The organism is Sphingomonas sp. HITSZ_GF (assembly GCF_029543155.1).
Taxonomy (GTDB): Bacteria; Pseudomonadota; Alphaproteobacteria; order Sphingomonadales; family Sphingomonadaceae; genus Sphingomonas.
The window spans coordinates 399963-420242 of the sequence record NZ_JARQXA010000001.1 but is presented as its reverse complement, the minus strand read 5'-3'; the positions used below and the strand labels follow the sequence as shown (position 1 = coordinate 420242).

Below are 20280 nucleotides of genomic sequence, written 5' to 3'. Positions count from 1 at the left end.
CGGCTCGACCGCATTAGCGGTAAATCGGCCTATAATGATGGAAATTCCGCTTTTTCCGGCGCCGTCCTGGCGTGGCCAAACGAGATTTCCGATGCGCAACCGAATTGCCAACCTGCCCCTTGCCACCAAGACGACGATCATCACGATCTCCAGCCTGCTGATCCTGGCGCTCGCCACCTATGTGCTGAGCGACCGGGTGCTGACCGCCGATGCCGAGCGTATCGCCGCCGAGCGCCAGGAAACCAACATGCGCGTCGCCTGGAAGGTGCTGCGCGACGAAGGCGAATTCCGCGCCGACGGCACCGACCTCTATGTCGGCGAGCACAAGCTCAACGGCTGGGACAAGCCGGTCGATGAAATCAAGCAGCTGGTGGGCGGCACCGCGACGATCTTCGCCGGCGACACGCGCATCACCACTAACGTGCTGAAGCCCGATGGCAGTCGCGCCGTGGGCACCCCCCTCGCCCCCGGGCCCGCCAAGAACGCGGTGCTCGGCCAGGGCAAGCCCTATCGCGGCACCGCCGAGATCCTCGGCAAGCCCTTCTTCACCGCCTATGATCCGATCAAGGACGCCAGCGGCAAGGTGATCGGCGTGCTCTATGTCGGCATCCCGCGCTCGGACGTGCTCTCCGCAATCCAGTCGGTTCGCTCGTCGATGGCGATTACCGCGACGCTGATCACCCTGCTCGTCACCGCGATCGGCTTCCTGATCTGCCGCGCGATGTTCCGCCCGCTCGCCCAGATGACCAATGCGATGGAGCATCTCTCGGCCGGCGACACCGCCGTGACCGTGCCCGATCGCCGCAGCGAGGACGAGATCGGCAAGATGGCCCGCGCGCTCGAGCGCTTCCGCGTCGCCGCCAACGACAAGGCCGCGGCCGAAGCCAAGCAGCGTGCCGACGATATCGAACGCGAAAAGGCGATGGCGATGCTCGGCGGAGCGCTGGAGCGCGTGGCCGGGGGCGACCTCACCGCGGACGTCGGCCGCGACTTCCCGAACACCTATGCCGAGCTGGGCGGCAACTATAACGGCGCACTTTCGAGCCTGCGCTCGCTGATCGGCACCGTGCTGGACAGCACCGGCACGATCCAGACCGGCTCGGCCGAAATCGCCGCCGCCTCGGAGGATCTCGCACGCCGCACCGAAGGCAACGCCGCAAGCCTGGAAGAGACCTCGGCAGCCGTCACTCAGATGAACCAGCGCCTGCGTGCGACGGCAGATGCCGCCAGCCAGACCGTCACGCGTGCCGATGCGGCGATCGCGGTGGTCAGCTCGGGCCGCTCGACGGCGGACGAAGCCGTGCAGGCGATGGGCCGCGTGAGCGAAAGCGCCAAGGGCATCGACTCGGTCATCGAGGGCGTCGACAAGATCGCCTTCCAGACCCGCGTTCTCGCGATGAACGCCGCAGTGGAAGCCGGCCGCGCCGGCGAAGCAGGCCGTGGCTTCGCGGTGGTCGCCGACCTCGTCTCCGCGCTGGCGATGCGTGCCGAGGAAGAGGCCAAGCGCGCCCGCGACCAGCTCACCGTCACCCAGGCGGAAGTCGAGACTGCGCGCGGGGCGGTGGAGCGTGTCGACGGCTCGCTGTCGAACATCGTCGGCATGGTCGGCGAGGTGCACCAGCTGCTCGGCACGATCGCTTCGGACAACCGCGCCCAGTCGACTGCGGTCAGCGAGATCAGCACTGCTATCGGCGCAATGGATCAGGCCACCCAACAGAATGCCGCGATGGTCGAAGAGACGTCGGCAGCCGCGCGCGCACTCAGCGAGCAGGTGAGCCGTCTCGACACCCAGGCGAGCACCTTCAGGATCGATAATGGCGGACGCCGCCCGGCCGCCGCATCGGCGAGCCCGCGCAGCTTCTCGCCGCTGCCCAACACTCGCCCGGTACCGGCCAAGCCGGTCGGCGATGCGAAGGCATGGGCGAGCTTCTGACGGCGTAGCCCGAGCCGAAGAGCCGTCATCCCGGCGAAAGCCGGGATCTCAGGCAAAGACGCGGGACAAGAGCCGCACGAGATCCCGGCTTTCGCCGGGATGACGGAGGGGCGCCTGGAAACCGGACAAAAAAGGGGTGCGGTGGCGCGATGCCACCGCACCCTTTCCTTTTACGGTATCGGACTACGCCGCCTTCTTCAGGTGACGGCGACCGAGCAGCTCGGCGATCTGCACCGCGTTGAGCGCCGCGCCCTTGCGGAGATTGTCCGAGACACACCAGAGCGACAGGCCGTTCTCCACCGTCGAATCCTCGCGGACGCGGCTGATGAAGGTGGCGTATTCGCCGACGCACTCGATCGGCGTGACGTATCCGCCGTCCTCATGCTTGTCGACGAGCATCACACCGGGCGCCTCGCGCAGGATCTTCTTGGCCTGCTCGGCCGAGATTTCATCCTCGAACTCGATGTTGATCGCCTCCGAATGGCCGACGAACACCGGCACGCGCACGCAGGTGGCGGTGACCTTGATCTTGGGATCGAGGATCTTCTTGGTCTCCACGACCATCTTCCACTCTTCCTTGGTCGAGCCGTCTTCCAGGAAGCTGTCGATGTGCGGGATCACGTTGAAGGCGATCTGCTTGGTGAACTTCTTCGGCTCGGCCTGGTCGCCGACGAAGATGTTGCGCGACTGCTCGAACAGCTCGTCCATGCCCGCCTTGCCCGCGCCGGAAACCGACTGGTAGGTGGCGACGACGACGCGCTTGATCTTGGCGGCATCGTGGAGCGGCTTCAGCGCCACCACCATCTGCGCAGTCGAGCAGTTGGGGTTGGCGATGATGTTGCGCACCTTGTAGCCGTCGATCGCCTCCGGATTCACTTCCGGCACGATCAGCGGGATATCGGGGTCCATGCGGTAGAGCGACGCATTGTCGATCACCGTGCAGCCCGCCGCGGCGAACTTCGGCGCGTACTGCTTCGAGCCGTCCGAGCCGATCGCGAACAGCGCGATATCCCAACCTGTCGGGTCGAAATGCTCGATGTTCTGGACTTTGTAGGTTTTACCAGTCTCGCCGAAGTCGATAATATCGCCGGTCGAGCGCGACGAGGCCAGCACGGCCAGATCGTCGATCGGGAATTCCCGCTCGGCCAGGATGTTCAACATTTCGCGCCCGACATTGCCGGTGGCGCCTGCGACGACGACACGGTAGCCCATCACATACTCCAGGGTGGAAACTGGCGCCGCGCTACGCTTGTGCGGCGCCGCATGCAAGCAAGCGCTGCTTCTCGAGCGCGATTGCTGCGCTTTTGGACGATTTCGTCCAAGACAGGTTTCCCGCAACTTTGTTACCCTCGCTCGGACAGAGGCAGAGGGGGCCTGGGCGATGCGCCGGATTTTGCTGATCGTGCTGATGGGGCTGAGCCTCGGCAGCTGTGCCTTTCGGGGCGCGCTGAAGATGGACTGCGCCGATTTCGCAAGCTTCATCCACCCGATCGAGATGACGCCGCTCGAACGCCAGATCCGCGCGCTCGACCTGGAGACGCTGCCGCCTGCCGAACGCGAGCTGGCCAACCGGCTGGCCGCGGCGGAGATCGAGCGGCTGGAGCGCGATCCCGCCTTCCTCGCCGCCCCGCCCTCTCCCGAGCGCCCGGTACTGCTGCTCTCGGGCGGCGGCCAATGGGGCGCGTTCGGCGTCGGGCTGATGAACCAGCTGGTCGAGAACCGGCAATTCCCCGATTTCTCGGTAGTGACCGGGGTGAGCACCGGGGCGCTGCAATCGCTGTTCGTCGGCGCAGGGCTCGATCGCCAGGATGCCGAGGGCAAGGCGATCCGCGATGCGCTGGAGACTTCCTATTCGCCGCAGAAGGAAAGCGACATCGTCGATCGCGAGAGCATCCAGGCGCTCGCCGCGCTCAACGGCGCGCTGGCGAACCTGAAGCCGCTCAAGCGCCGCTTCGAGCAGCGCATCTGCCCGGCGATCTATGATCCCAAGTCGCCCGCCGGCCAGGCCGGGGTGTGCATCGTCAAGACGCTGCGCGACGCCAAGACGCGCAAGGTGCTGCTCGGCATGATCGAGGCCAATTCGGGCGAGTTCGGCTATGTCGATGTGCAGGAACTGCTCGCGCCCTATGGCGACAGCAAGAAGGAATTGGGCGAAGCGACCCAGTGCCTGGCGGGCGCGGCGATCGCATCGGCGGCGGTGCCGGTCTTCTACCAGCAGGTGCGGGTGGGCAAGAAGCCGCTGTACAAGACCTATTATGACGGCGGCGTGCGCCAGTCTGTATTCCTCGCGTCGGTCGCGGACGCGCAGCGCGTGGCGCGCGAGATCGTCCGCCGCAAGCGCGCCGAGCTGCTGGGCCGCGACGTGCCCGCGCCCGCACCGGGGCCGGGCGCCGATATCTATGTGATCCGGAACGGACCCACCGTGCTGCCGCCCGACCAGGTGGTGATGCCCGGCTATCCTTCTGAGATCGACGAGAAGGCCGATGCCCTGCGCGCCGCCCAGCGCGGCGAGGCGATCATGGTCAACCAGCTCGAGGTGACTTCGATCGCCGGGCTGCGGCTCAGCCGGCCGGGCGGCGCGATCTGGTTCGTCAGCGCCGACGGCTATCGCAACTACACCCCGACCTATGACAGCAAGATCACCTGCGGGCCGATCAAGGAAGCCCGGAAGAACAAGAACATGATGTTCATCCCCGACTTCATGCGCTGCATGATGGACTATGGCCGCAACCGAGCCACCGGCGGCGAACCGTGGATCGACCTGTGCCATTATGACGGCACCGAGACCCGGGCGGTCTGCCGCCGGCCCGACGGGACGATGCCCGCCGTGGTGGGAAGACGCTAGGCGAGCGCGGGCTCGGCGGGCAGCTGCTCCGCCGGGCCCGGGCGCTTGCGGAACGGCTGCCAGCGCACATAGGCGAGGCTGCGCCAGAGCCATTCGAGCGGCCCGGCGGCGAAGACGCGCAGCCAGAGATTGGCGAACACCACCTGCCCGGCGATGACGAGCAGCACCGTGCCGGCCATGTCCGACCAGCTCTGCCGGCCCCACAGGTTCGGCCCCCAGGGCGCGTAGAGGATGTAGATGCCGAGGATCTGCTGCATGAAGTAGAGCGAGAAGGCCATCCGCCCCGCCGCCTTGAACGGGTTGAGGATCGCGCGCCCGGCGGCGCCCTTCACTGCCAGGTTGATCAGCGCCACATGGCCGACAGAGACCGCCATGCGGGCGAACTCCTGCGTCATCCACAGGATCTTCGGCCCGGGCACATTCGACAGGAACTCGAAGCCCGCGACCACGCGCAGCGCCATGCCGGGAAGGTAGCAGGCGAGCATCAGCAGCAGGTAGAAGCGCGCGCTCCGCTGCCCCTGGATCACGCCCCATTTCCACAGCGCCATGCCGACCAGCATCATGCAGAAGGCCTCGGCAACGGTGCGCAGAAGTTCGGGCCAGACGAACATCAGGTAGAAGCCGATCTGCATCCCGGCATAGGCGAGGAAACTGCCGCTGTGCCCCTTGGCTTCCATCGCGGCGATGCCCTTGATCTCCTCGCCGCCGGTGCGCAGCTTCTCGACCTTCTTGCGCCACTCCTCGAGCGCCTTCTTCTCGGCGGCGGTAACCGGCTGGTGCGCGGCGATCTTCCGTTCGGCGACCTGCGCGCGCTCGACCAGATTGGTGCGCTCGACATAGCGCCAGGCGCCCGTGCCCGCAGTGTAGAGCGCAAAGCACATGCCGAGCAGGAGCAACCATTTGGCGGCTACCCGGCGGAAGGGGAAAAGCAGCAGCGCGGCCAGCGCATAGACGTGGAGGATGTCGCCGGCCCAGAGCAGGACGAAGATGTCGAAGACGCCGAAAGCGAGCAGCCAGAGGTTGCGGCGGATATAGAGATCGGCGACTGCGACCGGCCCGTCCGGCTGCATCGCCGCGCGCGCGAACACCATCAGCCCGGCGCCGAACAGCATCTCGAGCAGGCCGCGCTGCGTGCCTTCCAGCACCACCTGGATGCCCCACCAGCTCGCCTGGTCCAGCGGCCCCCAGCCGATCAGCCGCGGATCGAGGAACAGCTTGGACGTCTGCGCGCCCATGAAGGGGATGTTCATGAAGAAGATGCCGAGGATCGCCAGACCCCGCAGCATGTCCAGCACGTCGATCCGCGCCTTGCCCGTAACCGGCGCGAACGCCGCCCCCGTTTCACTTGTCATCCATCGTCCCCCTGCCGAAGCGAGGGGACGATAGGTCAGCAAGACATCTGCGTCGAGTCGCAGATACGCCGGGTTACTTCGCGCCCGTCTTGCGATCGAGGAAGTCGAGGATCGTGTTCCATAGATGGACGCTGATCCCCGGGCCGCCGACGCGGTGGGTGTGGCCGGGGTAGAACATCATCTCGAACGGCACTTCGGCCTTTTGCAGCGTCGCAGCCAGCGCGGTGCTGTTCTCGAACACCACATTATCGTCGGCCATGCCGTGGATCAGCAGCATCGGATCGGCGATCTTCGCCGCCTCGCCGATATTGTCCGACGCCGCATACGCCTCGGGCACCTTGGTCGGGTCGCCCATGTAGCGCTCGGTATAATGGGTGTCGTACAGCTCCCACTTGGTCACCGGCGCGCCGGCGACGCCCGCGGCGAACACGCCCGGCGCCTTTTCGAGCAGCTTCAGGGTCATGTAGCCGCCGTACGACCAGCCATAGGTGACGACCTTGTTCGCATCGACATAAGGCAAGGTCTTCAGATAGGTCGCGCCGGCGACCTGGTCCTCGACCTCGACCGAGCCCATCGCGTGCCAGATCTGGCTCTCGAAATCGACGCCGCGATTGGCCGAGCCGCGATTGTCGATCTGGAACCAGATATAGCCGCGCGAGACGAGATATTGCTGGAGCGCGCCGCCCCACGCCTTGCTGACCGTCTGCACGTGCGGGCCGCCATAATGCTGGAAGAACACCGGGTATTTCTTCCCGGGCTCCAGCTTGGGCGTGATCATCTCCCAGTGCAGTGTCGAGCCGTCGGCCGCCTTGACCGTGCCGAAGGTCCGCTCGCGATGCGCCGCGAGATAGGCGCTATAGGGATGATCCGCCGCGGTGACCGCGTTCTCGTTCACCCAGGCGATGCGCTTGCCGCTGGCGTCCGCCAGATAGGTCTGGGCGGGCTGGCCGGTGTTCGAGCGCTTGACGATCGCGCGGGTGCCCGAGGGATCCATCGTCGCCTCGTTCCACCAGCCGGCCTCGGTCAGGCGCGTGACGGCCCCGCCCTTCCGGTAGTCGACCGAGTAGAGGTGGCGTTCGAGCACGCCGTCCTTGTTGCCGAGGAAGAAGACGCGGCCCTTGGCCTCGTCGACGCCGACGACGTCGGGCGTCACTTCCCAGTCGCCCTTGGTGACCTGGGTGAACTTGCCCTTGGCGAAGTGATAGAGGTGGCCGTGGCCGTCGCGTTCGGACCACCAGAGCAGACTGCCGTCGCCGAGCGGGGTCAGCGCGGTCGACAGGTTGACCCAGCTCTTGGCGCGCGCCTTCTCGCTGAACAGTACGACCGACTTGCCCGTGGCCGGATCGACCTGGAGCAGATCGAGCACCGTCTGATCGCGGTTCTCGCGCTGGACGTAGAGCGTCTTGCCGTCCTTCGACCAATCGACCCGGGCGAGATAGATGTCCTTGTCGGCGCCCAGTTCGACGCCGACCTTGTGGTCCCCATTCGGGTCCATGACGTAGAGCTCGACACTGGCGTTGGGCGTGCCGGCCTTGGGATAGCGCTGCTGGAAGAGCTGGGTGCCCTCGGCGCCGATCGCGGCGCGGGTGACCACGCCCACCGGCGCCTCGTCGAAGCGCTCGACGGCGACATAGCGGTCGTTGGGCGCCCACCAATAGCCCTTGAACCGCGCCATTTCCTCCTGCGCGACGAACTCGGCCTCGCCCCAATGGACGGTGCCTTCGCCGTCATCGGTGATCGGCTTCGGATTGCCGTTCGCCAGACCCATCACCACCAGGTTCTGGTCCTGCACATAGGAGACATAGCCGCCGGCGGGACTGATCTCGGCATTGAGCTTGGGGCCGGCCTTGGCGGGCAGCTTCACCACGCTGCCATCGAGCCCGGCGCGGTAGAGCTCGCCATCGAGCGGCACGAGCACCGACTTGCCGTCGGGCGCCCAGTCATAGGCGACGATGCCCTTGGTGCCGGCGATGCGGGCGCGCTCGCGCTGCATCTTCTCGGCCTCCGACATCTCCGCGCCGGTGCCGAACTTCTTCGAATCGACCAGCATCCGCCATTCGCCGGTGCGCGTGTCCATCGCCCAGAGGTCGAACCGCTCCTTCTCGTCGGCGCGGTTGCGCAGCAGCGTGAGGAACTTGCCGTCGGGCGAGAGCTTGGCGGCGCGCGGCTGCGGGCCGTTCAGATCGGGGCTGGCGAAAACGCGCTCGAGCGTGAGGTCCTTCGTCTGCGCCACCGCATCCTTTGCCATCAGCGGCGCTCCCAGCATTGCAAGCCCAACCAAGTATTTCCGCATGGATTCCGATCTCCTTGGACCGGCGTTATTGCGGCGGACGGGCGTGCGGTAAAGCCCCTGTGCAGGGGTGAAATTTCACTAAGTTCGCGCTTATCGGACATAAAAACAGGCGCTCTTGTTCCTACTGTGTTCCCTGAGGCTATGGCAGGTTCAACGTGTGTAGGAAAGGCGGCGGCCAATGGGTTCCGTCCCCCGAGAGTCTCGACCTTGGTCCAGCCCTGGCGCGATCTTGCGACACCAGGGTGAAGCGCTGGCCGGCACCGAGTTCGAGATCGCCAGCTACGCCTAAACACCTGGCTAACCATCAATTTTCGGCAACCCGGATCGGTGCGCCGGGTTCTTCCCTGCAAGAAAGCTGCAAGGAGAACCCGCGTGTCCACCAATCATGACGTGTCGAAGCTCGATGACCTGATCGTCACCACGATCGACAGCGCGCGCGGCTATGAGCATTCGGCGAAGCACGCCGATGCCGGCCGCTTCCAGCAATTCTTCGCCGACATGGCCGAGGAGCGACGCCGCGTGGTCGAGGCGCTGTCGCAGAAGAGCCGCGAGCTGGGCGGCACCCCGGCCGAATATGGCTCGACCGCCGCGACGATCCACCGCCGGGTGGAGGACCTGCGCCGCGTGCTCGGCGGCGGCGACGGTGCCATCCTGAGCGAGATCGAGCGCGGCGAGGATTATCTGAAGGAAGAGTTCGACCGCGTGCTGAACGATGAGCGCATGTCCACCGGCGCGCTGGGCGTGGTCCGCGAATGCTACACCTCGGTGCTCAAGGGCCATGATACCACCAGGAAGCTGCGCGACCTGATGCAGGCCGCCGAATGATACGACAATTGCGATAGCCTCCTTTCCCCTGCATGTTCCCGCCCCGAAGGGGGAAAGAACATGCAGGACAGGCTGGTAGCGCGCTTGCTTAACACGCTGGTGCGGCTGCTTTTCGCGGGCGTGGCGCTGATCGCGGTAATCTCGACGCTGCGCTTCACCATCAACCGATGGGGTCATGGCTTTGCGCTGCAGGCCGTGACGATGACCGACCTGATCGCGATCATCTCCGCGGCGGTTGCGCTGCTGGCCTTCCTCGCCGCCTATTGGTTCAGCCGCCGCGCGCGCGAGGACGGGCTGCGGGTGGAGAAATCCACCGCCTATCTCAGCCTCGAAATGGCATCGAGCGAAGTGTTCAAATACGAGGCGGAGAAGGACGCGGAACTCAAGCCCTATCGCACCGTCTATGCCGCGCCTTCTGCCCGCAAGCGGCTGGGCGGCCGATCGAATGCCAAGATCGCCTACAACCTCTATTTCCAGACGCTCAACCTGTTCGAGGTGTGCGCGCGCTTCCGCCGCCAGTCGATCATCGAGCACCAGGTCTTCGCAAGCTGGGTGGCGTGGTTCTACGACACGCTCGACGACTGGTATTTCCGCGAGATGTGGTACGATCTGCGTTCCAACTATACCGACGATGTCCGCGACATTTTCGATCTTGGCACCGCGATCTTCGCCCGGCATGGCGAGGAAGCGCCGGCCGGCGACGATGCCGAAGCCGTCCTCGATGCAGCGCGCAAGGCCGAGTTCTATGCTGCCGTCGCCGCGCAGATGCAGTGCAGGGAGATTGCCGGTTGGCTGGACAAGACGGAAAAGCGGGCGATCGCACCCCCGCCGCTGAAGGGGCCGATCGGCCATTGGCTGATCTCGATTGGGCTGATGACCCCGCCACCGCCGAAGCGGTCGCCCGCTTCTTCGCCCGGACCATCGGCGACGACCCCCGCTACATAAGCCATGGCGAGATCCAGTGCGGGCTGAGCGACGACGGCCTGCACTGGCATCCCGAGCTCGAGGCGCGCTTCCGCGAGGACATGCGCGATATCGGCGAGGAGACCGGGCTGCTCGTCGCGCGTGCGGCGGACGGCGAGATCGCCGGCGCGGCGATCGTGGAATGGACAGTGACCCGGCGCGTGCGCTTCGCGACGCTGGCCGATCTCTCGGTCGCGCCGGGGCAGCGCTCGACCGGACTGGGCGCACACATGCTCGCCGCGATCGAATGCGAGGCGCGCCGCCGCGGCATGGCGTGGATCTTCCTCGAAAGCGGCAAGGACAATCTGCGCGCGCACGGCTTCTTCGAGCGGCACGGCTTCAAGGAGCTGTCGCACGTATTCGCGCGCCGGCTCTGATCGCGCCGGCTCAGCGCAGACGAAGCTCCCCCTTGTCCAGCCGCGCCAGCCGCCGGAGCACGGCCTGGAGCACCGGCTGGATTTCGGGAAGTTCGCCGCATCGCACCGAAGGCTCGTTGAACGACATCACGGCATGGCGCTCGCTGACCAGGCCGATGGCACCGATGTGCAGATCCTCGAAATTCTCGGCGAAGACGCTCCTGGGATTGTTCGCGGTCTTCCGCGCAGTGCCGTCGATCTGCGCCGACAAATAGAGCGCATAGACCGCGCGCTTCACTGCGTCGCGCTCGCCCTGCTCGCTTGGATCATAGGGGTCTGCCGGCGTCCGGAATTGCCCCGGCCATGCCGCCTGCACATCCGAAGGCGGCGCGAACCAGGCGCGCTCGGACGCGTTGTTGTTGTATATCCGGTAGAGCAGCGCGCCGCAGAACAGCGGCCGGAACGAGGCAGCGCGGCGCATATAGCCCGCATCGCGCCCGGGCCAGCCGGGGATTTCGGAGACGGGAATTACGTCATCGGCTGCGATCGCGCCCGCGCCGCTTGTCCCGGCCGTACCACCACCGGCGGCAGCGCGAACGCCTCCCCCGAATATCGGCGCCATGCTCGGGAGTTCGGCGCAGCGCAGGTTGGGCTCTTTCATCGCTTCTTCGAGCAGCGCCTGGTCTGGCAACTTTTCCAGCAATTCCCCCCGCGCTATGGTGTGGCTGACGCGATAGCTGGCGGTTTCCTTATACGCTTTCGACCTCACGAAGACCTTGCCCGCGTCGAACGTATCGAAGGAAGCCTTGGCGTAGAGACGCCGAAGCGCGGCATCAGCGGGAGACAGGCCGGGGATACCGCTTGCCTTGTCCCAGTTCGCGGTCAGCGGCCCGTCTTCGGGAATGGGGATATGGCCAAACCGCAGTTCACCGATCGCGTGCGCCAGGGCACTGCAAACGAGATAGCGATAGCTGTTCGCCTGATAGAGATAGCCGAACATCGGCGATGGCATCCACTCCGCCTTCAGGCGAGGCGAAGCCGGCTTGCGGTTATCCGGGGTTGGCGCAGCCAATCGCGCGCGCAGCTGCTCGGCGATGCCACGAGCAGCGGGTTCTTCCATGCAGCGAGCCAAGGGACTGTTCAGCGCGTCCCACAGCTTGCCGGCCTTGAGGAACCGCTGACCATTGGCCACCGCATTATTGCGAGCATCCGCATAGGATCGAACCGGTCCATCCTCGCCCTGCTCGGCCAAGGCCCAGGCGCGCTCGGCGAAAACCCTGCCCACGGCATTGTAGGCGTCGCGCTCGCGCTCGTCTTCAGGGGTGAGACGCGCCTCTCCCCAGCCTACATAGCCATAGCCGATACGCCCCCGCCATTTCGGACTCGGGCCCTCGGGCGATTTGAAATATTTGTCGGTCACCACATCGAACATGGCCGCGCAGCGCAGGTTTCGGGCCAGCTCGGGCGGTTGCCAATATTCGTTGGTCTGATCGATGTTCCAGATATTGGGATCGACCCAACCCTGGGCATGGGCCACGGCATCAAGGCCGATCGTCATGCCGACGACCAGAACCGCGCCGATCCATTTCCTGCCGAAGCCCATATCGCACCTCCGCCCGTTTCGCGGGATGCTCGGCTACCGGCGCGACCGGGCTCAACGACGATGCGACGAAGACGGAGATGGCGCGGACGGAGAGGCCGCCGCCCCACGAAAAAGGGCGCGGTGACCATCGCCACCGCGCCCTTTTCTGTTCCGTGGAAGCCGAAGCTTACTCGGCGGCCTCGACCTCGGTCGGGCGCACGTCGCGGCGCTCGGCGATACGCGCCGACTTGCCGGTGCGGCCACGCAGATAATAGAGCTTCGCGCGACGCACGACACCGCGGCGAACCACTTCGATGCTGTCGATGTTCGGCGAATAGAGCGGGAAGACGCGCTCGACGCCCTCACCGAACGAAATCTTGCGGACGGTGAAGCTCGAGCCCATGCCCTTGTTGGCACGGGCGATGCACACGCCTTCGTAGTTCTGCACGCGGGTGCGCTCGCCTTCGACGACCTTCACGCCGACCTTGAGGGTGTCGCCCGGGCGGAATTCCGGAATCTTCTTCGCCTCGTTGAACTTGGCGATCTGCTCGGCTTCGAGCGTCTGGATCAGGTTCATTTCTTGTCGTCCTGTTTACGTCGCCGCGCGCCAGAGGGAGACTGGATCCGAGCGCCCTCATGGCGCTCCCAAAGATCCGGTCTCCGTGACCGTGTATCGATCTCGGCACGCTGGCGTCGCCAGGCCTCGATCTTCGCATGATCCCCCGATCGCAGCACTTCGGGGATCGTGCGCCCTTCCCATTCAACAGGTCGGGTATATTGCGGATATTCGAGCAGCCCCGTTTCGAAGCTCTCGTCCATGCCGCTGGAAGGCGCGCCCATTACTCCGGGAATGAGGCGAATGCAAGCGTCGAGAAGCGTCAGCGCCGCCATCTCGCCACCGGAGAGGATATAGTCACCGATCGAGACCTGCTCGATCTCGCGCGCCTCGAACAGCCGTTCGTCCATTCCCTCGAAGCGGCCGCAGATCACCACGGCGCCGGCCCCCTCGGCGAGCTGGCGGACGCGGTCCTGGGTCAGCGGCTTGCCGCGCGGAGTCATGGCAAGGATCGGGCGGCCGGGTGCAACGCTGTCGAGCGCGGAAGCGAGGACATCGGCGCGCATCACCATTCCGGCCCCGCCCCCGGCCGGCGTATCGTCGACCGAGCGGTGCTTGTCGGTGGCGAAGTCGCGGATCTGGACGGCCTCCATGCTCCACAACCCCTCGCGCAACCCGCGCCCGGCAAGCGATATGCCGAGCGGGCCGGGAAACATTTCCGGGTAAAGCGTTAGGACGGTTGCGGCGAAAGGCATGGGAGCCTTTCCCCCCAAGGAGGCCGGTTGGCAAGTGGACGATTGCATCATCATCGGCGCGGGGCCCGCCGGGCTGACCGCCGCGATCTATCTGGCGCGGTTCCATCTGGGTATCCGGATGTTCGATTGCGGATCGAGCCGGGCCGCACTGATCCCCTGCACGCGCAACCATGCCGGCTATCCCGAAGGGATTTCGGGCAAGGAACTGCTGAGGCGGATGCTGGAGCAGGCCGAGAAATATGGCGCGGTGCGCGAGGCGGCGGAAGTGACCGGACTGCGCGTGCTGGAGGAGGGATTCGGAGTGCGGGTGGGCGCGCGCGAACATGCCGCACGGACGGTGCTGCTCGCCACTGGTGTGGTGAACAACCGGCCGGATATGCCGAAGGACCTGCATGACGCGGCGCTTGCCCGGGGGCTGATCCGCTATTGCCCGATCTGCGACGGTTATGAAGTGACCGACCGGCGCATCGGCGTGATCGGCACGGGCAGCCACGGCATGGCCGAGGCGCTGTTCCTGCGCGGCTACAGCGCCGACGTGACGCTGATCGCGCCCGAGGCGCATGCGCTGTCCGAAGAAGAGGCGGCAGCGCTCGACGAGGCCGGGATCGCCCGGATCGAGGGGCCGTGCGGCGGCTATGCGATCGAAGGCGAGCGGATCGCGCTCGACACCGCCGAGGGACGCATGGACTTCGACACGCTCTATCCGGCGCTGGGATCGAAAATCCGATCGGGGCTGGCGATCCAGGTGGGCGCGAAGGCGGACGAGAAGGGCTGCCTGGAGGTGGACGACCACCAGCGCACCAGCGTCCCCGGACTGTTCGCCGCCGGGGACGTCGCGCGCGGGCTCGACCAGATCAGCCACGCGATGGGCGAGGCCGGCGTCGCCGCCACGACCATCCGCAACTTGCTGGCCGAGCAGAAGCCGATCCGGCGCTAGGGCGGCATTTTGGATATTCGGTTCCCCGGCGAAAGCCGGGGCCCAGTATCGAAGCATTTGGTGAGGCTATCGAACCCCACGAAAGATGGCGCAACTGGGCCCCGGCTTTCGCCGGGGAACAGCTTTGCTATCGTTGTCTTAGCTGCCGCAGCCGCCGCAGCCGCCACCACCTCCGCCGCCGCCGCCGCAGCCTCCCCCGCCGTCACCGCTGCTCCCGCCATCGCTGCCCGAACTGGCGGTGCGCATCTGGTGGAAGCCGCCCCAATCGGAGCCGACCAGCACCGCAGTGCCGAACAGCGCGACGCCGAGATCGGTCTCCCCGCCCGCCGGGGCGCGGCGGAGCCGTTCGGAACGCTCTCGCGCGTCGGCCAGCGCGTCCCGGCCCGCCCGGGTCCTGCGATCGAGCGCAACGAAGCGGATCAGCGCGAGGATCGCGGTGACCACCAGAAGCGCCGTCAGGAAGCCCACCGGCCTGCCCCGCGCCTCGCCGATCAGCAGCTTGGCGGTGCCGAAGCCGAGCAGCAGGAGATAGGGCAGCGTCTGGAAGAAGCGCATCTGCAGCGCCTCGCCGCCGGACATCAGCAGATCGCCGTCGACCAGCCGCGCGCGGACGGTGCCGCCATGCTTGCCGACCGCCGCGGCGACCTTGCCCCAACTCGAGCCGCCGGGCAGCGCCAGCACGCTGCGCTCGGCCGGAGTGCCGATGCCGAACGTTCCCGGCGTGAAGCGGCTCTTGCCGTCCATCGCCAGCTGGTTGGCGGCGAGCAGCCGGGCGGTGACCGTCTCGGCGAGGCGGGTGCCGCCACCGGCGAGATAGGCCAGGTCATCGGTGTCGATGCGGCGCGGGGTGCGGCCCTCGGGCCTGAGCCAGCGCGGAATGAGGAAACCGGCGATGATGGTGAGAACCAGCAGGACGCCATAGAGTTGGAGAAACGGCCCGCCGGTGAGATCGAAGGGCGACATACAATCCTAGCTCCTCAGAAAGGCCCAGAGGGCCAGAGCGGAAAGCGCCGCGAACGCCACGAGCAGCGCGATCCGCACGGCCCCGAGGGGCACGATGATGGCATCGCGCGGATGCACGCGACGCGCCTTGTGGTCCTGGGTCAGGCGCCGCCCCGCGTCGGGCCACAGATCCGCGGGCGGCGTGCCGAAGACGTGCTCGTAGCTGCGCAGCGTCTCGGCATATTGGGTGAAGTAGCGATGCCCCTCCGCGCGCCCGCCGGCCGTGGGGCCGTGATGGAGCGGGCGGCCGAGCACCTGGGGGCAGAAGCGCTCCCAATAATCGCGGGTATAGGTGAGGTGCAGGTGCCAGGCCTGGTCGACCTGGTCCGACGGGGTGACCGGGTGGTCCGCGGTCACCGCGAGGAAGCAGAAGCGGCGATATTCTTCGATCACCCGATCGGCGGTGGCGCGGCTCCAGCCATTCTCGCGCGCCAGCCGCTCGGCAAAGGAGAGCGCCGCGTCCTCGGGACCGATGGTGTAACGGGAAAGCGCCGTCCAGACCGGGTGGTCGGTAGGAGTTCGAGACAGACCGGGGGCCTTGCTCATCTAAATTCCCACTAACATAGGGGATTTAAATTGTCAAGGTTTGGCCGCCGGCACCGGCGTGAACTTGAGCGCCTGGATCGTCACCGGCGTGGTCGGCGCGAGCAGCACGGTGCCGTCGAGCATGCCCTTGTCGCATTGCCAGCGGAAGGCGCTGGACAGGTGGCCGGTGGGGTGCGGCGGCTCGCCCTTGCCGGTGCAGGCGCCGAGCTGGGCGCGGAGCGCGGCGAGGTCACCGCGCCAGTCTTCGGCCGAGCGATCGAGCAGGAAGTTCATCGCCAGTGCCTTTTCGGCGACCGTCACGTCGCCCGCCGCATAGATGGCGCGGGCGGTGTCGAGCGCGGCGGCGACGTCGGCGCTGACCGGCGTATCGGCGAAATGGAGCGCGCCCGCCTTGTCGAGCGCGAACATCGCGTCCCAGGCAGTGGCCGCGGCGCCGGTATAGGTTCGGTTGGTGAAGACGAAGATCCCCACCCCCGCCTCAGGCACCAGCAGCATGTGCGAGCCGTAGCCGGGATAGCCGCCGCCATGGTGGAGCATCATCCCCAGCTCGCAATCCTGCGAGACGCGCAGGCCCTTGCCATAGGCAGTGCCCTGCATGCAGCCGGTCTTGGCGGTGGCGCCGTAGCGCGGGGTCATCCGCACGAAGTTGAGCCCCTGCGCCAGCTCGCGCACCGTGGCCCGCTTCACCGGGCCGGTATCGGGACCGTCGCGCGGCGGCCAGGCGGAGAGCAGAAATGCGATCCATTTGGCATAGTCGTTGGCGCTGACCTGCAGCCCGCCCATCGGGCCGAAGGCGCCATTGGCCATAGTCGGCTCTTCCTGCCACCCGCCCTTGTCGAACCGGTAACCGATAGCGCGCCGCTCGATCGGCCATTCGGAGACTTCGAAGCCGCTCGAATTCATGCCCAGCGGCTTGAGGATCGTCCGCTCGACATAGGCGCGATAGGGCATGCCGGAGACGTTCGCGACGATGTGGCCGAGCAGCGCATAGCCGAAGTTGGAATATTCATGCGCGGTATCGGGCACGCGGCTGAACGGCACGCCGGCCTGGAGCAGCCGGGTGAACTCCGCCTCGGGCATCGGCGTCTGGCGATCGCCCCAGGGATCATCGGTGACGAAGCCGGCGACGTGCGACAGCAGATCGCGGATGCGGATCCGCGGGCTGTCGCTGGTCGGATATTTCCAGCCGCGCATCTCGGGCACGTATTTCTCGGCATAGTCGTCGAGCGAGAGCTTGCCGGCATCGCGCAGCGACAGGATCGACAGCGCCGTGAAGGCCTTGGTCATCGAGGCGATGCGGAACAGCGTATCGGGCGTTACCGGGCGCTTGTTCGCCACGTCCTGTACGCCGAAGCCGCGGACATGGACGAGGCGACCTTCGGCGACCACGCCATAGACCAGGCCGGGTGTCGGCGTGTCGCGCTGGAACGCCTCGAACTGGCGGTCGAGCGCGGTGAATTGCGGCTCGAGCGCCGCCGCTTTGGTCTGGGCGAGCGCGGGCGCGGTGCCGCAGAGGAAGGCGGCGAGGACCGCCGTGCCGAACCGGATCATGCAAAGCCCTTCAATAGCGGTCGGCATCGACCTGGGTGACGTCATAGGTGAAGTTGGCTGCGTTATAGGGCAGCATCCCGGCGTTCCAGCTGGTCCAGGAATCGCGCAGCTGGGCGAAGCGGGCGGGATCGTCGGCCGAGCGGTCGGCGCGCTCGCGGGCATCGGCGGCGAGATCGAACAGATGCTCCTTCCCGCCCAGCCGGAGATATTTCCAGTCGCCGTCGCGCACCGCCGCCTGGTCGCCCGCCTTGTGGCGCCAGAACAGCTTGCGGGCGTGCGGCGGCGCGGCACCGATAAGGACGGGCAGCAGGTTCTCGCCGTCCGAGGGATAGGCCGGATCGGGCGCCCCGCCCGCCGCCGCCAGCAGCGTCGGCAGGAAATCCATCGACACCATCACCTGGGGCGAGGTGGTGGCGGGCGCGATCCTGCCCGGCCAGCGGACGATCAGCGGCACGCGCAGCCCGCCTTCGAGCAGCTCGCCCTTCACCCCGGTGAACGGCCACATCTCCGAGAAGCGCTCGCCGCCATTGTCGCTGGTGAACACCACGATCGTGTCGTTGGCGAGGTTGAGCGCATCGAGCGTCGCCAGCAGCTTGCCGATATTCTGGTCGAGATTGACGACGATCTTGGCAAAGGCATCGAGATTGCCGCGGTTGCGATCGAGCGCGTCGCTCCACAGCAGGGCGCCGGCAGTGTCGCCCGGCGCGGTCCAGGGCGCGTGCGGGGCGTTGAAATGCATGCTGAGGAAGAACGGCCCCCAGCCGCCGGCGATCCAGCGCACCGCTTCGTCGGCCAGCACATCGGTGAGATAGCCGTTCCAGGCGACCGGGCTGCCGTTCGCGATCAGATCGTCGGGCATCGGATGGCTGGCGGGCAGCGGGTAATAGCTCGTGCCGCCGCCGGTATAGCCGTAGAAATGGTCATAGCCGTAATTGGTCGGCGCCGCCGCGGGGGCGCCGCCGATATGCCATTTGCCGATCAGCGCGGTGCGATAGCCGCGCGCCTTGAGCAGCGAGGCGATGGTCGGATGGCCGGCGGGCAGCATGTCGGTGGGCTTGGGCGCGGTGATCGGCTCTTCCAGCCCGACCACGAGGCGTTGCTGATAGCGACCGGTGGCGAGCCCGATGCGCGTGGCGGAGCAGACGCAGCTATTGGCATAGCCCTGGGTCAGCCGCACGCCCTGCGCGGCCAGCGTATCGAGATAGGGCGTCACATAGTCGCGCCGCCCGTAGCAGCTGAGGTCGGCATAGCCGAGGTCGTCGGCGAGGATGAACAGGATGTTGGGCGGCTGGGCCGCCTTCGCATCCGAGCAGCCGGCCAGCGCGGGCAGCGTGGCCGCCAGTCCCAGCCCCGCGGCGCTCCGCAGCAAGTCCCGTCTCGTCGCGACGATTCCCATAGCCTGCCCCCTCAAGCCGATGCGGGGGCGATCCTATGCCGTGGAGGGGGCCGGCGTCTATGGTGCCCGTACGATGTTCCCCGGCGGAAGCCGGGGCCCAGGATCACAAGCTACGGAGCAGAGAAACCCTGGGCCCCGGCTTTCGCCGGGGAACGGGCCCTGGATCAACCCCGCCTACCCCATCCGCCCGGTGGCGAGCGCGATCGCCCAGTCGGGACGGCCCTCCGCCTCGGCCTTTCGCGCGGCGGCGAGGTGGTCATAGGCGACGACGTGGAGCGTGATCCTGTCGTCGTCGATCACCGCATAGCGGGCCAGCGGATCGCCATTCTCGACGCGATAGGGACGCGGGTGATCGTCGTCATAGGCCTGGAGGCCGACGCTCCCCGGATTGAGCACGCGGCGGCCATCGGGAAGTCCGATCAGGCGCGGAACATGGGTGTGCCCGCACAGGATCCGCCGAGCGCCCTGCCCCGCCAGCCGGGCGGCAAGCTCTTCGGCATTGGCGATGCGCAGCCAGTCGCCTTCCAGCGTGTCGGTCAGCGGCGTCACGTCGCTCATGGGCGTGCCATGGCAGAGGAACATGCCGTCCAGCGCCAGCGTGGCGGGCAAGCCGGCGATCCAGGCCAGCGCAGCAGGCCCGAGCGCGGCCCGGGTGAAGGCATCCGAAGCGTTGATCCGCTCGGGCGCATCGGTCAGCACCTGGCGCTCGTGATTGCCGGCGATGCTCGGCCAGTCGCGCGCCATCAGCCAGGCGGCGGTCTCGGCGGGCCAGAGCGGGCCGGACAGGATGTCACCCAGGTTGAGGAAGCGCGTGCAGCCCCGCGCCTCGGCATCGGCGACGACTGCGATCAGGGCCGGCAGATTGCCGTGGATATCGGAAAGGACGGCGGTCTTCGTCATTCGACGAAGGCGGCGCTCACCACGAGCCGGTCGGCATCCCATTCGGGCACCGCGGCGGGGGTCATCGGCACCATGAAGCGCTTGGCCTTGCCGTTCTCGTCGGCCGGGCGCTCGATCTCGAGCACGTCGCCCGCGCCGAAATTGTCGATCGCGACGACCTTGCCCAGCGCCTCGCCCGCATCGGAGACGGCAGCGAGGCCCAGCAGGTCGACATGATAATATTCGCCCTCGCCGAGCGGGGGCAGCGCCGCGCGCGGAACACGCAGTTCGGTCCCGCGCAGGGCCTCCGCGGCGTTGCGGTCGGCCACCTCGGCGAAGCGCGCGATCGTGCCGTTCGGCCCACCGCGCACCGATTTGAGCGTAAGCGCACCGCCATTGAACTCGCGGTGCACCGACAGGTCCTCGGCAAAGACCTTGAGGCGGACCTCGCCCGTCACGCCGTGCGCGCCAATGACGACGGCAAGCGTGACGGGAGAATCGCTGGACAA

General features: G+C 66.9%; 18 protein-coding genes. 6 read left to right on the top strand and 12 right to left on the bottom strand.

The genetic code is table 11. The annotated features are described in order from the left end of the window. The first annotated feature begins 91 nt into the window (after positions 1 to 91). The gene (locus P6144_RS02115) at positions 92 to 1933 is read left to right on the top strand and encodes a cache domain-containing protein (RefSeq protein WP_277766067.1); all 1842 of its coding nucleotides are present in this window, start codon (positions 92 to 94) and stop codon (positions 1931 to 1933) included. A 183-nt stretch (positions 1934 to 2116) separates the two neighbouring features. Here P6144_RS02115 and P6144_RS02110 read toward each other — a convergent pair whose 3' ends face one another. Continuing rightward, positions 2117 to 3145 (bottom strand): aspartate-semialdehyde dehydrogenase, encoded by a 1029-nt coding sequence (locus P6144_RS02110; RefSeq protein WP_277766066.1) that lies wholly within the window; start codon positions 3143 to 3145, stop codon positions 2117 to 2119. Positions 3146 to 3314: 169 nt separating this feature from the next. Between P6144_RS02110 and P6144_RS02105 the strand changes: the two genes are divergently transcribed. Continuing rightward, entirely contained in the window at positions 3315 to 4778 is a 1464-nt protein-coding gene (locus P6144_RS02105) for a patatin-like phospholipase family protein (protein ID WP_277766065.1), read from the top strand. Here P6144_RS02105 and P6144_RS02100 read toward each other — a convergent pair. Then, positions 4775 to 6130 carry a DUF418 domain-containing protein gene (locus tag P6144_RS02100; protein WP_277766064.1) on the bottom strand — a complete coding sequence of 452 codons (1356 nt, stop codon included), beginning with the start codon at positions 6128 to 6130 and terminating at the stop codon, positions 4775 to 4777. The genes P6144_RS02105 and P6144_RS02100 overlap by 4 nt on opposite strands. Positions 6131 to 6203: 73 nt before the next feature. Then, on the bottom strand, positions 6204 to 8378 hold the full coding sequence (locus P6144_RS02095; RefSeq protein WP_277766063.1) for a S9 family peptidase: 2175 nt from the start codon (positions 8376 to 8378) through the stop codon (positions 6204 to 6206). A 417-nt stretch (positions 8379 to 8795) separates the two neighbouring features. On the opposite strand from P6144_RS02095, the gene P6144_RS02090 reads away from it, so the two are divergent. From P6144_RS02090 to P6144_RS02080, 3 genes are read left to right on the top strand one after another with little or no spacing between them, the layout of a single operon-like run. Further along, a complete protein-coding gene (locus P6144_RS02090; RefSeq protein ID WP_277766062.1) occupies positions 8796 to 9248 on the top strand; it encodes a PA2169 family four-helix-bundle protein in 453 nt (150 codons plus the stop codon). A gap of 60 nt (positions 9249 to 9308) precedes the next feature. After that, entirely contained in the window at positions 9309 to 10193 is an 885-nt protein-coding gene (locus P6144_RS02085; protein ID WP_277766061.1) for a hypothetical protein, read from the top strand. After that, positions 10100 to 10588, top strand: a complete 489-nt coding sequence (locus tag P6144_RS02080; RefSeq protein ID WP_277766060.1) for a GNAT family N-acetyltransferase — start codon at positions 10100 to 10102, stop codon at positions 10586 to 10588. The genes P6144_RS02085 and P6144_RS02080 overlap by 94 nt, the downstream gene beginning before the upstream one ends. A 10-nt stretch (positions 10589 to 10598) precedes the next feature. Here P6144_RS02080 and P6144_RS02075 read toward each other — a convergent pair whose 3' ends face one another. From P6144_RS02075 to trmD, 3 genes are all read right to left on the bottom strand, one after another. Beyond that, the gene (locus P6144_RS02075) at positions 10599 to 12170 is read right to left on the bottom strand and encodes a hypothetical protein (RefSeq protein WP_277766059.1); all 1572 of its coding nucleotides are present in this window, start codon (positions 12168 to 12170) and stop codon (positions 10599 to 10601) included. Positions 12171 to 12336: 166 nt separating this feature from the next. Then, on the bottom strand, positions 12337 to 12726 hold the full coding sequence (rplS, locus tag P6144_RS02070) for a 50S ribosomal protein L19 (protein WP_277766058.1): 390 nt from the start codon (positions 12724 to 12726) through the stop codon (positions 12337 to 12339). Then, the gene (gene trmD, locus P6144_RS02065) at positions 12723 to 13460 is read right to left on the bottom strand and encodes a tRNA (guanosine(37)-N1)-methyltransferase TrmD (RefSeq protein ID WP_277766057.1); all 738 of its coding nucleotides are present in this window, start codon (positions 13458 to 13460) and stop codon (positions 12723 to 12725) included. Before trmD ends, rplS begins: the two co-directional genes overlap by 4 nt. Before the next feature lie 34 nt (positions 13461 to 13494). Here trmD and P6144_RS02060 point away from each other — a divergent pair, with 34 nt between their 5' ends. Continuing rightward, complete coding sequence (locus P6144_RS02060; protein WP_277766056.1) at positions 13495 to 14397, top strand: NAD(P)/FAD-dependent oxidoreductase; 903 nt, start codon at positions 13495 to 13497, stop codon at positions 14395 to 14397. A 138-nt stretch (positions 14398 to 14535) separates the two neighbouring features. Here P6144_RS02060 and P6144_RS02055 read toward each other — a convergent pair whose 3' ends face one another. The 6 genes from P6144_RS02055 to rimM all read right to left on the bottom strand — a co-directional run bounded on the left by P6144_RS02055 (position 14536) and on the right by rimM (position 20280). After that, positions 14536 to 15360 carry a TIGR04222 domain-containing membrane protein gene (locus tag P6144_RS02055; RefSeq protein WP_277766055.1) on the bottom strand — a complete coding sequence of 275 codons (825 nt, stop codon included), beginning with the start codon at positions 15358 to 15360 and terminating at the stop codon, positions 14536 to 14538. 6 nt (positions 15361 to 15366) lie between these two features. Further along, entirely contained in the window at positions 15367 to 15945 is a 579-nt protein-coding gene (locus P6144_RS02050) for a hypothetical protein (protein ID WP_277766054.1), read from the bottom strand. A 33-nt stretch (positions 15946 to 15978) separates the two neighbouring features. Next, positions 15979 to 17496 carry a serine hydrolase domain-containing protein gene (locus P6144_RS02045; RefSeq protein ID WP_277766053.1) on the bottom strand — a complete coding sequence of 506 codons (1518 nt, stop codon included), beginning with the start codon at positions 17494 to 17496 and terminating at the stop codon, positions 15979 to 15981. 10 nt (positions 17497 to 17506) lie between these two features. Next, positions 17507 to 18865 (bottom strand): sulfatase-like hydrolase/transferase, encoded by a 1359-nt coding sequence (locus tag P6144_RS02040; protein WP_277766052.1) that lies wholly within the window; start codon positions 18863 to 18865, stop codon positions 17507 to 17509. Positions 18866 to 19066: 201 nt separating this feature from the next. Next, on the bottom strand, positions 19067 to 19792 hold the full coding sequence (locus P6144_RS02035) for a metallophosphoesterase family protein (RefSeq protein WP_277766051.1): 726 nt from the start codon (positions 19790 to 19792) through the stop codon (positions 19067 to 19069). After that, complete coding sequence (rimM, locus tag P6144_RS02030; RefSeq protein WP_277766050.1) at positions 19789 to 20280, bottom strand: ribosome maturation factor RimM; 492 nt, start codon at positions 20278 to 20280, stop codon at positions 19789 to 19791. The genes P6144_RS02035 and rimM overlap by 4 nt, the downstream gene beginning before the upstream one ends.

Bases quoted from the DNA above. Each gene is read 5' to 3' on its own strand.
- P6144_RS02050 (WP_277766054.1), bottom strand. From the start codon at position 15,945: ATGAGCAAGGCCCCCGGTCTGTCTCGAACTCCTACCGACCACCCGGTC.
- P6144_RS02100 (WP_277766064.1), bottom strand. From the start codon at position 6,130: ATGACAAGTGAAACGGGGGCGGCGTTCGCGCCGGTTACGGGCAAGGCG.
- P6144_RS02115 (WP_277766067.1), top strand. From the start codon at position 92: ATGCGCAACCGAATTGCCAACCTGCCCCTTGCCACCAAGACGACGATC.
- P6144_RS02085 (WP_277766061.1), top strand. From the start codon at position 9,309: ATGCAGGACAGGCTGGTAGCGCGCTTGCTTAACACGCTGGTGCGGCTG.
- P6144_RS02105 (WP_277766065.1), top strand. From the start codon at position 3,315: ATGCGCCGGATTTTGCTGATCGTGCTGATGGGGCTGAGCCTCGGCAGC.
- P6144_RS02110 (WP_277766066.1), bottom strand. From the start codon at position 3,145: ATGGGCTACCGTGTCGTCGTCGCAGGCGCCACCGGCAATGTCGGGCGC.
- P6144_RS02045 (WP_277766053.1), bottom strand. From the start codon at position 17,496: ATGATCCGGTTCGGCACGGCGGTCCTCGCCGCCTTCCTCTGCGGCACC.
- P6144_RS02055 (WP_277766055.1), bottom strand. From the start codon at position 15,360: ATGTCGCCCTTCGATCTCACCGGCGGGCCGTTTCTCCAACTCTATGGC.
- P6144_RS02075 (WP_277766059.1), bottom strand. From the start codon at position 12,170: ATGGGCTTCGGCAGGAAATGGATCGGCGCGGTTCTGGTCGTCGGCATG.
- P6144_RS02095 (WP_277766063.1), bottom strand. From the start codon at position 8,378: ATGGCAAAGGATGCGGTGGCGCAGACGAAGGACCTCACGCTCGAGCGC.
- rplS (WP_277766058.1), bottom strand. From the start codon at position 12,726: ATGAACCTGATCCAGACGCTCGAAGCCGAGCAGATCGCCAAGTTCAAC.
- P6144_RS02035 (WP_277766051.1), bottom strand. From the start codon at position 19,792: ATGACGAAGACCGCCGTCCTTTCCGATATCCACGGCAATCTGCCGGCC.
- trmD (WP_277766057.1), bottom strand. From the start codon at position 13,460: ATGCCTTTCGCCGCAACCGTCCTAACGCTTTACCCGGAAATGTTTCCC.